General features: G+C 47.5%; 15 protein-coding genes. 2 read left to right on the forward strand and 13 right to left on the reverse strand.

Features of this window, described 5'->3' with window-relative positions; translation table 11 throughout:
- Position 1 precedes the first annotated feature (1 nt).
- The 12 genes from AC58QD_RS01855 to AC58QD_RS01910 form a co-directional block, all read right to left on the reverse strand.
- Positions 2-2161, reverse strand: a complete 2160-nt coding sequence (locus tag AC58QD_RS01855) for an alpha-galactosidase (RefSeq protein ID WP_497329401.1) — start codon at positions 2159-2161, stop codon at positions 2-4.
- Between the two features lie 53 nt (positions 2162-2214).
- Entirely contained in the window at positions 2215-3099 is an 885-nt protein-coding gene (locus AC58QD_RS01860) for a phytanoyl-CoA dioxygenase family protein (RefSeq protein ID WP_497329403.1), read from the reverse strand.
- Between the two features lie 154 nt (positions 3100-3253).
- Positions 3254-4057 carry a helix-turn-helix domain-containing protein gene (locus AC58QD_RS01865; RefSeq protein ID WP_497329405.1) on the reverse strand — a complete coding sequence of 268 codons (804 nt, stop codon included), beginning with the start codon at positions 4055-4057 and terminating at the stop codon, positions 3254-3256.
- Positions 4058-4189: 132 nt separating this feature from the next.
- On the reverse strand, positions 4190-4969 hold the full coding sequence (locus AC58QD_RS01870; protein WP_497329407.1) for a FadR/GntR family transcriptional regulator: 780 nt from the start codon (positions 4967-4969) through the stop codon (positions 4190-4192).
- 126 nt (positions 4970-5095) lie between these two features.
- Entirely contained in the window at positions 5096-6253 is a 1158-nt protein-coding gene (locus AC58QD_RS01875; RefSeq protein WP_497329409.1) for a UxaA family hydrolase, read from the reverse strand.
- Between the two features lie 2 nt (positions 6254-6255).
- Positions 6256-6534, reverse strand: a complete 279-nt coding sequence (locus AC58QD_RS01880; protein ID WP_497329411.1) for a UxaA family hydrolase — start codon at positions 6532-6534, stop codon at positions 6256-6258.
- Positions 6535-6662: 128 nt separating this feature from the next.
- Positions 6663-7271, reverse strand: coding sequence for a FumA C-terminus/TtdB family hydratase beta subunit (locus tag AC58QD_RS01885; protein ID WP_497329413.1), 609 nt, complete (start codon positions 7269-7271; stop codon positions 6663-6665).
- Between the two features lie 29 nt (positions 7272-7300).
- Positions 7301-8209, reverse strand: coding sequence for a fumarate hydratase (locus AC58QD_RS01890; protein WP_497329415.1), 909 nt, complete (start codon positions 8207-8209; stop codon positions 7301-7303).
- Positions 8210-8264: 55 nt separating this feature from the next.
- Positions 8265-8636, reverse strand: a complete 372-nt coding sequence (locus tag AC58QD_RS01895; protein WP_497329417.1) for a succinate dehydrogenase/fumarate reductase transmembrane subunit — start codon at positions 8634-8636, stop codon at positions 8265-8267.
- A 40-nt stretch (positions 8637-8676) separates the two neighbouring features.
- Positions 8677-9087 carry a succinate dehydrogenase, cytochrome b556 subunit gene (gene sdhC, locus AC58QD_RS01900; RefSeq protein WP_497329419.1) on the reverse strand — a complete coding sequence of 137 codons (411 nt, stop codon included), beginning with the start codon at positions 9085-9087 and terminating at the stop codon, positions 8677-8679.
- Between the two features lie 63 nt (positions 9088-9150).
- On the reverse strand, positions 9151-10893 hold the full coding sequence (locus tag AC58QD_RS01905) for an FAD-binding protein (RefSeq protein WP_497329421.1): 1743 nt from the start codon (positions 10891-10893) through the stop codon (positions 9151-9153).
- Positions 10890-11612 (reverse strand): succinate dehydrogenase/fumarate reductase iron-sulfur subunit, encoded by a 723-nt coding sequence (locus tag AC58QD_RS01910; protein ID WP_497329423.1) that lies wholly within the window; start codon positions 11610-11612, stop codon positions 10890-10892. The genes AC58QD_RS01905 and AC58QD_RS01910 overlap by 4 nt, the downstream gene beginning before the upstream one ends.
- Before the next feature lie 168 nt (positions 11613-11780).
- Here AC58QD_RS01910 and AC58QD_RS01915 point away from each other — a divergent pair, with 168 nt between their 5' ends.
- Together AC58QD_RS01915 and AC58QD_RS01920 are read left to right on the forward strand one after the other, a co-directional pair.
- The gene (locus AC58QD_RS01915; RefSeq protein ID WP_497329425.1) at positions 11781-12536 is read left to right on the forward strand and encodes a GntR family transcriptional regulator; all 756 of its coding nucleotides are present in this window, start codon (positions 11781-11783) and stop codon (positions 12534-12536) included.
- 643 nt (positions 12537-13179) lie between these two features.
- Positions 13180-14190: a YeiH family protein gene (locus tag AC58QD_RS01920; RefSeq protein ID WP_497329427.1), complete on the forward strand. Its 1011-nt coding sequence runs from the start codon at positions 13180-13182 to the stop codon at positions 14188-14190.
- A gap of 84 nt (positions 14191-14274) precedes the next feature.
- Here the strand turns inward: AC58QD_RS01920 and spoVAE are convergent, their stop codons facing one another.
- Complete coding sequence (gene spoVAE, locus AC58QD_RS01925; RefSeq protein WP_497330050.1) at positions 14275-14625, reverse strand: stage V sporulation protein AE; 351 nt, start codon at positions 14623-14625, stop codon at positions 14275-14277.
- Positions 14626-14637: the final 12 nt, after the last annotated feature.

The raw sequence follows: 14637 nt of genomic DNA on the forward strand, positions 1-14637 counted from the left end.
ATTAAACCTTCTTTCCAAGATGATAATGGTACAAGGCAAAGCTGAAAGGATTACGCAGTTCGAATGTATACGTATCGTTTCCTCTCACAGGGGTAAGCTTCAATATTTCTGAGTTCTCCATATGGATCTTATTGCGTTCTTCCATCTTCAGGAGGGGAGTCAGTTCAAGGACACATTCATCCTTCTCACCATCTAATCCCCACAGCTTGAACTCCCCGTTGGATTGTGAATGAAGCTCTCTGATAATGAGCAGATAACCTTCCTCTTCACCTGTCACGGATTGGAAACCAGTCCATCGTGTACCGTCCGGAATGTCACCAATTGGCAGAACTCGACCGTTCAGGATGGAGGCTTGATGTTTATTGTAAACCTGCAGCATCTGCTTCAGGACGGCTTTGCTTTCCTCACTCAATCCCGTAACTTCCAACCAGACAAGCGGATTTGTAAACATGGTAACTGCAAAAGCATAAGCAATTCCGCTTTGCCAAGGTGATAACGGATCATTCGGGTAGCGATCACGATTGCGTTCCACGTTAAGAAATTCCATCTGTAATTTCTGAGTGGGCACGTACTTGGACAAGAGCCATAAATTACGCAACGTCCAATGTGGGTAATAGCTGCGGAAATCCGTATAACGATTTTCTAGAAACAAGCCTCCGTATTGGGTTCGACCATAATAACCAAGCCTTACCTGATTCGTTGCATCCAGATTGAAATAGACGCGGCCTGCTGTCTCACTTACAACCTGCTGCATCATCCGAACCAAATTCGTCTCGCCGTATTTGGTCTTAATCTTGATCCCATCCAGCTTGAAGTAACATACCCCGTATTGGTGGTGCAACTCCAGAAGCCGGGCCGCATCTTTGTGCCAGTTAGCGAAATCATTAGCAGAATCAGGTGAGAACCATAACGCAAGTCGGAGTCCAGTGCGCTCCACTACTTCCATCAATGGCTCGAACCCGTTAGGGAATCTATCCGGGTGGATGTTCCAGAAACTGTCTCCATCCGCGTAGTAATCGCTCCAACGACCACCAGCCGGATTGACAGAGTTCGTTGTGTTGCCATGCTGCCAACCATCATCGATCTGATAATTCGTAATCCCGAGTTCAGCAGCAAGATTCAGCTCCGCTAATGCGAACGCTTCGCTCACACGGCCATCCTTAGAGCGATCGCCCCAGTTGTTACACATAAGGAAGTAATCGCGCTCCGGCTTGTATTTCCTGATCGAGCGATGGAGCCGATCCAGTAACTGAAGACCTTCGTACTCGCCACCATGCCACACACCTACAGCAGATCCATATGCCGGAATCCATTCACCAGCCCGGAGATCACTAGCTCCGATACCCGACCCCGTTATTTGAATCGTACGTCCGGTGAACTCAAAGTCCCCGCCAGGATAATGCAAATGTCCAAAAGGAGTGGGCCCTTCCTTAATAAGAAGCAGCCCCGTAGGCTGAAGGGTCTGCTCGAGCAGCATTACATTCCCCTTCACTTTTCGCTTCTCATTCGTGTATAACATGCCTTGTTCGGAGCTGATTAAATTGTTATTCGTATCCGTAACATCGCGCAATTCGACCGACTGCCAACGAACATGCTGCTCGCGAAGCGGAATGGTGTCAAGAAAGTCTTCTGTCTCTGTGGAAAGCAGCTGCTTCGCATTATCATCCAGCTGCAACGACTGTGCCGATGGCTGCGCGCCATCTTCTTGTTCAGAAGGAGACAACCCTTCCCTGTTAGTTAACGCCTCATGTACGTCTCCCTCACTTAGCTCTATCTTCCGCACCCAGATCCTTTGCCGAATCCAAGCTTCGCCTGGATATACAAGCAGCTCTAGTTTCATTTCATGGATGCCCCATGACAATATAACCTTGGTCAAGAGATGAGGGGCAGCAATACCCCTGTCGTCATCCGTTCCGAATTGTACCTGAACCGATTGAATCGATGCTCCCGCATGCCAAAGAGGAAGACCGCATACTCGCTGTCCTCCTCTCACATCCGTATGGAGCCACTCTACGCCATCTGTTTTATTGAGTAAAGATACCGCGAGTGGTACGCCTTCCGATAAATCCCATCGACGTTCGATGTTCTCGTTGCCAATCACAAGTTTATGTTGATCATATTTCGCATAACAACCGTTAAATTCATAAGCCGATGTGTGCATCTTTCACTCCTACGTTTGTTTAATACGTTTGGACAAGGGTAGAATCATGTAATTTAAGCAATTCCCCATTTTTGGCGGGCTTCCTCAATATTGATTCTTTGATCCTGACTTTTGGACGTATGCCCTTTTGGTTTGTCGCCGATCCATCGATCATCAATAGGCTCCGACGCCAATTGGTACCGTGTATCACAGCTGATCCGATAACGATTGGTCCTATTCTCCGTAGAGGAATGCATCAAGAACATCCCGAAGAAAATAGCATCTCCTGCTTCAAAATTAGTGGTAGCCCATTGTCCGCCGAACTTCTCAACAACCTCCAACGGATCTCTCGAGAACCAACCCTCTATTTGATCACGGTCAACATCCATCTGACCATACGTATCACGCACTCTCTTGAAATTCTGAGAGCCTAACAGGATCGCTAGCGTGCCCATTTCAATTGGCGTATCGCCGATCGGTGTCCACAGGGTATACAGATTTTGCGTCCCCCGGCCCATATACACGATATCGTAGTGAGGTCCCGTGAATCCGCCCGTTGGCACAGCCCGCAACCATTTATAATCCAGCGTGCGTGGAGCTCCGCCCAGGAAACGCTCGAAGAAATCCATAACCTCTGGAGAGTTGACGACATCAAGATAAGCGGGCAAATCAGTGTTCGTCCCGCCGAACATCACACCCTTTTGGCCCTCTGCAATAAGCCCGTCATCCAGGTCAGAGCCCGGCACCAGTTTGCCCATGCCTTGAATTTTCTCCAGCACCTGCTCTCTCGCCTTCAATACCTTCTCTCGGTTGTGAAACCCGCGGATCAACACATAGCCGTCCTCATCCATACGGGCTCTGAGCGCCTCCATATCATTCCTAATATCATTGGAGCTGCGAAGCTCCGTCAGGTACGGGCCACCCATTTCCATTTCTCGATTACATATATTTACTCTCATCTCTCTTCACCTCGGGTGATTTCTAGTTTATTGTGTTGGTTATGTCCCTCATTATAATCATCGTAATCTTGTATGTATTTATCATAAGCGCCAAAACATTTAATGAAAACCGTTATGCACTCAGACCGGATAAGAACAAAAAAAGCCCTTTTGCTCAGGGCTGTAATTCATCTCCTTGTTGAAGCTTCCGCCACTCGTTCGGAGAAGTTCCTTCTATCTTCTGAAACCACGAGCTAAAGGCGTGGATACTGAGGAATCCGATTTGCTCCGAGATCGTCTGAATGGATTTGTTCGAGGAACGAAGCAGCCACTTCGCTTCAGTCAATCGAGATTGCTGCAAGTATTGCTTAGGCGAGACTCCATAGGTTTCATGAAACAGCCTGCGGAACGATGACTCCGATAATCCAGATAATTTAGCCAATTCCTGGATCGGGAGTACTTGTTTGAGATTCGTATGGATATATTCGGCTGCATTCGCGATGGACAACGGCTTGGCTTTGGACTCCGCGGTTTGCAGTAAAGTTAACAAAAATAATCGAATCCATGTGTGTACTACGTTCTCTCGTTCACGAAGCGGTTGAGAGACAGCTCTTAGCCAGTTCCGAAACATGGATTCATACATATCTAGATCCAATGTGGATAAATGCAAGATTCGTGGTCGATCCGTCGGTGCAATGGCGTGAAACAATTGTTTGTTTTCTTTACTCATGCTCCCAACATGCAGGACTCCGAACCGGATAGAGCCTCTGGTCCAGAATCTGTGCTGCAGACTAGGCGGAATCAATACTATATGACCTGCTTCCAGGGAGAATACCTCTTCCTCGCATTGAAACATTCCACTTCCATCCAACACGGCTGAGATCTCGTAACTCTCGTGACTATGGAAGGGCATCTCCCACTCATTCAGATGAGCTCTTATAGCCGTGCTAACTTGAACATGGTCGATTATTTTCCACATGATTCCGACCCCCTTCCCTGTTAGTTCTCTAACCCTATCTTACAACATCCCTACTTTTTGTGTGGCTTGTTTTTTGCAAAAGCTGATTAGTTAGAACCGCTTCTAATCCAAGAAAAGCAAAAAGCAATCCCCCTAGGATTCTTGGGTCGATTGCTTTTTGCTTTTGGCCGCTTTTGTCGAACCCGTTGGAAGACCATATGGCTGCAACAGATCGGCCTCAACGCTTTTCAAGTGTTTAAGCATGCTTTTGCGGGCAAGCTCCGGTTTCCGTGCTGCTATTGCATCAGCAATTTCCATATGCTCTTGGAGGGATTGCTCAGAACGACCTGGAATCTTAAGCGATTGCATCCGACTCTCACGGAACAGATCGATCAAATTATTCATTATTCGCAGCACTACTTCATTTCCTGCTGCTTCTGCGATCATCAGATGAAATTCTTGATCAGAATCGGACAAGAAGGCCTCACGCCCAACCGGATCCGGGAATTCATTATGCTCAACAACTCTACTGTACACTTGGCGGGTGGCGGCTGTAATTTGTTCCAGGAACGCCTCGGTTCCTCTTCTTGCCGCCCATGCGGCTGTCTCCGTCTCGATCATCCTGCGAACCTCGAATAGCTCGTGAATCGTATCGGTCTGTAAGAATAGAACCGAAGCCAGGCTGTCGATTGGCCCTGTCCGCTCCGCTACGAATACACCTTGCCCGTGACGGATATGCAGTACACCCATCGCGGATAATATCTTGAACGCTTCGCGAATCGTCGGACGGCTGACATTCATCATCTCGGCCAGCTCCCGTTCAGCGGGCAGCTTGTCTCCCGCCTTCAGCTTACCCGAAACAATTAATTCCCTTACATCATCGACAACTTTTCGCGAGAACGTCTTTCTTTCTTCATTAATGGATTTGAACATTCCATAAGTCCTCCGTTTTCCTCTGCAGCAAGCTATCCTAATATAGTAACATAATCTTGCAATAAAAAAGAGCCACGGCTGCCGCCATTCAAAAGGGCAGGACGCCGTGGCCGATATAAACCATGATTAAGCGCTAGGATATAGCTTGGTCATCACAAATTCTCTATGACCAAGCGCTTCTGCACAGGTGAGTCTTCCATTAACTGTACGATACAAATTCTCTAATAGTAAATCTCCAGCTTGTTGAAGGTTGATCTCGCGTGAAAGCAAGCCTTTCACATCCACATCAACATGTTCACTCATAGTGGCGACTGTCTTCGGATTAGCTGTAACCTTGATAACCGGTTCGATCGGGTTACCTATAATATTACCTTGACCAGTCGGGAAGAAATGCGCGACTGCGCCAGCGGCAGCCATAAGTGTGATGCACTCTGCTGCTGCAGATGACGTATCCATGAAGTATAGACCCGCTCCGTTAGCTGGCGTCTCTGCCGGCTTAAGGACCCCGACCACCTGTTTGGAACCGGTTTTAGCGATATTCCCGAGCGCTTTCTCTTCTATCGTCGACAAACCTCCGGCGATGTTGCCTTGTGTTGGCTGTGAACCTAGGAGATCGACACCCGTTGATTTGATTTGACCTACGTAAGCTTGGTAGACGTCCAGGAATTGCTCACGCAGCTGCGGTGTCGCCATCCGATCGGCAATGAGATGCTCGCCGCCAGTTAGCTCCGATGTCTCGCCGAAGAATACGGTAGCGCCATTGTCCAGCAGATGATCGATCGCTTTGGAGACCGTAGGGCAAGAGCCAAGACCAGTTGTCGTATCTGATTCTCCGCATTTGATACTAATAGTCAAATCTTTCAATTCTACCGGAACACGTTGAAGCTCGGAAGCCCATTGAACGAATTCTTTTGCCTTCCAGGAAGCTCTGCGAATAATCTCAAGATCGCCAAAGCCTTCAATGGAGAATGAAGCGACTGGTTTCCCTGTGGCTGCAATCCCGTCAGCAATAACCTTAGTCCAATTCTCTTCAATCCCGATTACGATAACAGCAGCTACGTTAGGGTTGGAGCCGGTTCCGATCATCGTGCGGAAATGCAGCGCAAGGTCTTCCCCGTATTGTAGACGTCCGTAAGCATGCGGCAGTGCCAGAGTGCCAGGAATGATCTTAGCAACAGCTTCACAAGCCGCGTTAGAAATGTCGTCCACAGGCAGTATAATTACATGATTGCGAATCCCAACCTTACCATTCTCACGTCGATACCCCATCAATTGTTGTTCCATGACTACCACCTCGCCGTTTTGATATTGTGTGTATGTACATAATCGCCGACTTTAATCGTTTGAGTCGAATAACCAATCTGAATTCCGTACTTCACGACACCCGCTCCATTGTCAAGATCGACGATAGCGATCTTATGACCGAGCGGAACATTATGCTTGGAAACCACTTCTACTTGCGATTCGTCATCCATGTTCACGCCTATTACCGTTTCTCCTGCTTCGATATCGGTTACAGCCACACCGACATGATCCCCTTTGTGATGAATCAAAAACTTGTGCATCGTGTAAACCCTCCCATTGATTAACTTTGGTAAAAGGTATGTGGTATTACCTCTTACCACGATTGTACTCGCTTCTCTTTTTTCCTGCAACCCTTTTTTAGCTCTTTTGTCGAAATGTGACACATTGCTTACTTCTTAATTCCAAGTCTTTCGTAAACTTTGTCCATGTTCTGGATCGCCTGCTCTTTAACCGATTCGTACAAGTTTCCGCCATGGGAATCGACTGACACGAGAAGCGGACCGAAGTCTTTCACACGGAACTTCCAGATCGCCTCCGGCATGAGATCTTCCCACCACACCTGCTCGATCTCCTCAATTTGAGTCGTTTCCAATGCTGCTGCTCCGCCTACAATCGAGAAATAGACGCCCCCAAGATCGATACAAGCTTGAGCTCCTTCCTGCAGCATGCCTCCTTTACCCGTTATGGCCCGAACGCCGAAGCGTTCGAACAAGCCCGGTACGAATCGATCCATTCGGGTGCTGGTTGTCGTGCCGATGCTTACCTTCTCGAATGTCCCGTCCTCCCGCTTGCGTACACCAGGTGCAGTATGAAGGCAAATCGCTCCTTGGAGCTGCGGAGTCAGATCATCGGGCGGATCGATTCCTTTGTCAAAGATCCGAATCAGATTCGCATCGCGTATTCCATAAATGTGACCATCAACGGTTACCTGATCACCAGCGCGCAGCTGCTTCGTGGACTCTTCCGTCATCGGGGTTTGAAGACGATAATGGGCCAAAGCCGCTCCCTCCCTTCGTTAATTTCGAATTAGTACCCAATCACTCCGGCTTTTCCTTGTGAGAACGTCACTCTTGCCCTTCGAGCTGGCCAACACATCATATTGACAGCAACCGGGATACAAGTGATATGTGTATCGGCCGATTCAATATGAACGGAGAGCGCAGTGACAGATCCACCAAGTCCGTTGGGACCGATTCCCGTCAAGTTTATCGCTTCCAGCAATTCTTGCTCGAGCGCGGCTATCTCTGGATCCGGATTCGGCTTGCCTATCTCACGAGCAGCCGCCTTCTTAGCAAGAGCTGCGCATAAATCAGCAGTCCCTCCTATCCCGATGCCAACCAAGGTTGGTGGACATGGATTCGCGCCTGATCCTACAACACAATCGATGATGAATTTCTTAGCGCCTTCAATTCCTGCGGCAGGTGTCAACATCTTGAGGTAACTCATGTTTTCGGAGCCGGAGCCTTTTGGCAGGGCGAGCAGCTCGATAGCCGCACCGTCTACAAATTCCCAATGAATAACAGGAACCTTTTTCCCTACACTTGTTCCGGTGTTTTTACGTGTGAACACATTACAAACACTGGAGCGCAGCGGATGATCCAACGTTGCTCTCATAGTACCTTCGCGGATCGCTTCCTCCAGACGGATGCCGTCAAAGCGTACGTCCCGTCCAATTTTCACAAAATACACCATAATACCAGTATCCTGACAGATTAGAAGACTTTCCTTATCTGCACAGTCAATGTTATCTAGAATCGTCTGTAATATTTGCTTGCCCGTTGGATAAGTCTCCTTATCGTACGCATTCTGCACAGCCACTCGGATGTCCGGAGGCAAATCCTTCAACGATTTGATGTAGAGCTCTTTGCAAGCCTCTGCGATTTGCTCATATACCATGTCCTCTACGTGCCATACTGTATCCGATCCAATGGTCATATTTTCCTCTCCTTATTACTGCTACTTATTCATATGAAATTCGGCTTCATTTGGATCAACCCATCGTCATGACTTTGATCAATGCCGCCCCCCCGAACACGGAAGCCACGATGCCGACAAAGGTCAAGCTGATCGTCCAACGCCGGATAACAGCTTCTTTGGCTGTATAATCCAGCACAATACTGCGCACCCCGTTCAAACCGTGAAACAGAGTAAGTGCCAGCAAACTGAAATCAAGCGCTATGAATCCAATGGTACTCAACCTCTCTGTCAGATCCACATAGGTTGGCGCAACCTCAGGATTGGAATAATGCAGTCTCCATACATGCACCGCTATCAAGAACACAAGTGCTGCGCCGCTAACCCGTTGAAAAAACCAAGCAATAATGTTTTTTCTTCCGCTTCTTGCGGAAACGGTCCTGGCCATTCGGATATCCTCCTTTCCCTTCCATCTATTCATCTCGCCCTTATCTGGATAGCAACCAAATGAACAGTGCAGCCGAAACGATCATAGCGATCGTGAATAATAGCTTCTGCTTCCGTACAAGAAAACCAACATCCATCACGATCAGGCGAATTCCGTTCAGTGCATGCAGCAGCAGCGCGGCAAGAACAAGGATATCGAAGATCTGAAAAATTCTGGTATGAAATAAGATCTCAAATACTCTCTCGAAAGCAGCATCGCCCAGAAACATGGCAGTTCCCATTGTGCCAATATGAGCCAGCAAATAGAGGAGCAGTCCTACCCCAGTAATGCGATGAACAAGCCATGCCTTCATGCCGACTGAATGACGCCGCAGCACATCAATTTTCGCCACATCTGTGGCAATATCCTGAAGCATCTCGCCGTTTTTGATACGAATTTGCGGTTCGGCCATTGTATTCTCTCCTTAAAGTGTTTCGAAGCGTACAGCGCACCAGATTGCGAAGCTTCCTTTTTATTAGCTTGCTGCCACGGTTGCTCTTGCCTCATCGCCCAATATTTCTTCCGGCGACTTATGGGTGAACTCCACCGCTTTTATGTCGAGTTCTAATTCGTCTCCGCTGCCTTTTTTCATAAAAATGTTTTTGTACCAATTTATATTGTCGGTAATTGCGTAGTCCGTCCGGAAATGTGAACCTCGGCTTTCCGTCCGGTTGATGGCAGCAACTGCTATCATTTTGGCGATTTGAATCATGTTCTTCACATTATGGACCTCTTGCCAGGCGAGATTATATTGTAACGGTTGCGTAACACTGCAACGTTCCAGACGTTCCGCCAGCTCTTCAATCATGCTCAGTCCGAGTTTCAGGTCTGCTCCGTTGCGAACCAATCCGACCTTCTCCCATACGATCAAGCTAAGCTCCTTCCGCAGTTGGAACGGATTCTCTCCCCGCTCCCTCCGCAACGGCTTATTGAGGTCATCCATGATGTGTCCCACTTGCGCTTCAGATACAGTGCCTCTGCGAATTTGTGTAACATAATCCGCTGCAGCGTCTCCAGCTCTTGCGCCGAACACAGTTGAATCTGCTACTCCGTTACCGCCAAGCCGGTTCGCACCATGAATACCTCCTGCATCCTCACCCGCCACAAAAAGCCCCGGGATTCCGCTGAAGCAGTCTTTATCGATTCGAACACCGCCCATATGGAAATGTCCTGTCGGGGATACCTCAACGGGCTCAACACTCAAATCTCTACCGACGTCTTTACATCTGTCGACCATTCCAGGAAACATGCGCAGCACGTTCTTCCGCCCCAGATGTGACACGTCGATCATCACACCGCCGAGCGCCGTCCCGCGGCCAGCCATTATTTCCTGATAAGCTGCCCTTGCGACTCGATCACGGGTAGAACGTTCCATACGCTCTGGATCGTAGTTCTTCATGAACCGTTCACCAAGAGAGTTGTATAGATAACCACCCGCTCCGCGCAGACCTTCCTCCAATACGCCCCCGTTCATGCGGGAATTCTCAGCGAGGAGGCCGGTAGGATGGAACTGCATCATTTCCATGTCAACGAACTCTGCCCCGATCCGGTAAGCCATGGCCATCCCGTCAGCGGATTTCTCCAGGGACGGTGCAGCGATTTTGTACATGGAAGCTCCGCCTCCAGTTCCGATGATTACCGCAAGTGCTTCAACAACGATGAACGTGCCCGTTCGGATATTAACCATCAGACAGCCGACTACTTGTCCCTTACTCTCGTCGAACAGAAGATCGACTCCACGCACTTCATCCCAGCATGTTACACCTTCCTTGGCATATAGCTGGTCACGCAGACGGTTGATAATCTCGATGCCAGTCAAATCTCCCTTATGCACGGTTCGATCGAATGATTGTCCGGCGAATGCCTTCTGGTGAATGGTTCCGTCCGGGTTCCGATCGAAGAAACACCCCATCTTAAGCTCAAGCTCGCGGATTCGTTTGGGTGCATCGTTGACCAACGTCCAGGCAAGCTCCTGATTGTTGATCATTCCTCCGCCCTTCAACGTATCTTTAAAGTGCATATCAACGGAATCATTCGGATTCAGGACAACATTATAGCCCCCTTGCACCATACGCGTGCAGCCGCTTTTGCCTACAAGTCCCTTGACGGATACTATGATGTTCAAGTTCGGATTCTTATCATAGGCATGATGCGCGGCAAGCAGACCTGCACCGCCGCTGCCGAGTATAAGAATATCGCAGGTTACGTGTTCCATCATTCCCCGCCTCCCTTTAATGCAGAAGCTACCGCTTTTGTCTTCAGTTTCTGAATGGACCATGTCGGTACGATATCTTTGGGACATACTTCCATGCAGTTGAATAGAGTATGGCAGCGTAGTACACCATCTTCCCCAGCTGCTACATTCAAACGTTCTTTTGTAGCGTTATCGCGCTCGTCTTGCACTAATGTATAAGCACGATTCAAAGCAGCAGGACCAATATAGCTGTCATCCAGAGAGACAAGCGTACAAGCCGAATAGCAAGCGCCGCATGTTATACAGTCCGAGCTCTTGGATATAATCCCGCGTGAAGGTGAATCTGGAGCGATCTGAGCGAAGTCTTCAGTCTCAACGTCCCTCGGCACAAAGTACGGCTTAATCCGCTGCCATTGCTTGAAAAATTTGTCCATATTGACAACAAGGTCTTTGACGATCGGCATGTTCCGCAAGGGCCGTACTGTGATTTCCGAACCGAGCTTCTCTATCTTGGTTCGGCATGCAAGCCCTTCCTTATTATTCATAATCATGCCGCAGGATCCGCACATCCCTACTCTGCAGGAACATCGGAACGAGATAGATGGATCCTGCTCCGTGAGTATAAGGAACAGCGCGTCAAGGACTGTCATGTTCTTCTTCGCATCTACAACAAATCGGTCATATCTTGCTTCCTCTTCCTTATCGGGAAGATAACGCAATACCTTAATTACAACATCCCCCACCGTTTGGACACCACCTATTGGTTAAATTCATAATAATATAATTTGAATTTCTTATCTTAATACGTATTATATTGTTATATTCATTACCCGTCAATCCTGTTTTTTAATAATAAAGTGTTATATAATGTATGAAATATCGTACGAATTATTGTGCTAGGGGTGATTGTATTGATCGATCGGCAAAGTCCAATCAGCATGTATACGCAAATTGCCAATTTGCTAGAAGATAAAATCAAGTCCGGTGAGCTTAAGCCTGACAATAAAATACCGACAGAAGTTGAACTCATGGAGATGTATCAGGTAAGTCGAGTAACAGCAAGGCTCGCTATCAACTCCCTGCATGAGAAAGGGTTAGTTGTACGGAAGCAAGGAAAAGGAACGTTTGTCGCTGACTCCCTGCTCAATCAGGATTTAGGTAATCTGGCAGGCTTCTATGATTCGATGATCGCGAAAGACTTTGAAGCGAAGTTGATTGAAATGAGGGTAATTGATACACCAACCGAACTGTCCCAGCAGATGGGCGAATCCTTTAATCGCACCTTGTTCTTCAAACGAATTTACTTGCGCCAAGACGACATCTATGCGTTCAGCCATGTGTACCTGCCCGTTGAGATGGCCAAAACCATTACTTGGGAAATCGCCGAACAAAATTCCGGATATACGATGTTGACGCAAATTTCCAGTTACGAGCTGAGCCTGGCCCAGTTGGCCATTCGAGCATTCCCGGCAAACAAAGAGCAAGCAGAGACGCTGAAGATCGAGCATGGTGAGCCTATCCTTTGCTTGTCCCGTACTTCACTGGGTTCTGATAATAAACCTGTAGAGCATACAAAAATATACTTGCGCTCAGATACGAGTGAATTTACAATCAGTATTCCGACCGGAATATCCATGATGAATGGAATACGTGAAATGAAAATATGAGTCTTCTTGATCGCATCATGATAAATTTGGGCATACTATAACCATCGACTTCTGTACCGATAATCGGTTAATAGAAGTTTCGGTGGTTTTTTTTTGTAAAACACACTTGATAAATACCCAAAAACCGATTATGATAAAAATATAACAATTCCTACCCGCTTACTATGATTAATTTGAAATGTGGTGATCCTTATGTTAGAACAATGCCCACAATGCCATAATAAAGCTCTTCCCGAAAATTTCACCTGTGCCAAATGTGGTTCTGAGCTCCATCAAGCGGGACAGCAAATCGATGCACTCACCTACTGGGGCCATTCCGGTCCGCGGCAGTTAAAATATACAGCAACCATCTTACTCGGTGTCCTTCTTTCGGTAGCCTTTCACCATGTCGCACCTGTAGTTATTGGACTTGGCGCTGCTGCCCTCCTATACGTTAAAAACTATAAATAACATTCACATCTATTAATAACCAGGCTAACTGCCTGGTTTTTTTGTGTTCAACAAGTAGTGGTAAACGAATATTGCAGGATTGTTCAAAATAATATAACGTTATATACATAATAAGTTATTCTAATTTGACTTAAAGGAGAACCGACAATTATGATAATGCCATATCATTCGATCTATTAAGGGGTCACTTCATATGAATTGGTTTCGATCGTACGGCCCAGGGCTTCTTTTCGTTCTTATCCCTGCTGCGATAGCAGCCTTTCTGGGGACTCTTATCCCGCTTATCGGAGGACCTGTATTCGGGATCGTTTTCGGCATCCTCATCAATTATAAGTATGGGAAACCGGCTTACTCCCTGAAAGGGATTCTATTTTCTTCTAAAAAAGTGCTGCAATGGGCGATTATATTTCTGGGTGCGGGGTTGAGCTTGACCCAAGTGTGGAAAACCGGGTTAGAGTCGCTATCTGTTATGCTGATCTCCCTTATGGCAGCATTCATAGCTGCTTATGGCATCGGCCGGTTAATGGGTGTTCCGCTCCATTTGCAAAGCCTGATCGGGGTGGGAACTGCAATATGCGGCGGATCGGCAATTGCTGCTGTATCACCCATTATTGAAGCAAAAGAGCTGGACATTGCCTACTCCATCTCTACAATATTCCTGTTCAATATCATTGCCGTCCTGCTCTTTCCTGCACTCGGCCACTGGCTTGGGTTATCTCAAGACGGCTTCGGCCTTTGGGCGGGCACCGCGATCAACGATACCTCGTCCGTCGTAGCAGCGGGTTATATTTTCGGTAACGATGCAGGTGCTTATGCTACGATTGTGAAGTTGGCTAGAACAACTATGATTATCCCTATTTGTCTCATCTTTGCAATATTTATTGCCTATAAGAAAAAGCAGGAGGCTAATGCGGCAGGCTTGGAGCTCAATGTTCAGTTCAGTAAAATATTCCCTTGGTTCATTCTATGGTTTCTTGTAGCATCATTCCTCAATACAATGGGCATTATCCCTGCCTGGAGTCTGCCCTATATTAGTCATATCGGCAAGTTTATGATCGTCATGGCGCTTACAGCCATCGGGATGAATGCTGATTTTCGACAAATGGTCAAAACGGGGTTCAAACCTATTCTACTCGGATTGATCGTCTGGTTTACGGTCGCTCTGGTTAGTATACTCGTGCAATTCGCAACGGGAAAAGTGTGACTTGTCAATCTCCGTACGCTAAAGAGGGCCCTCCCTAGGAAGAGCCCTCTTTCTGAGTTTCATAGCGATAACAAAAGATCAGAGTCAGCCCTTAGGCTTTATGAATAAAGCAGCCAGAAATGAAAAGATAATCGCTGCCGATATACCGCCGCTTGTCACCTCGAACATACCGGTCAGAATGCCTATATAGCCGTAACGGTCAAGCTCCGATAACGCGCCGTGAACAAGTGAATTACCAAAAGACATCGAGGGAACGGTCACCCCTGCCCCTGCGAATTCGATCATCGGCTCATAATAACCAAGCCCGTCCAGAATAGCACCGATAACGACCAAAGTAGTTGTCATATGCGCAGGTTGCAATCTGCCGACATCTATTATCAACTGCCCGCAAACACAAATAGCTCCGCCAACCAGAAAAGCTAAACAATATGGCATGATCATGTCGAG

The organism is Paenibacillus sp. J2R1T-4, assembly GCF_059692235.1.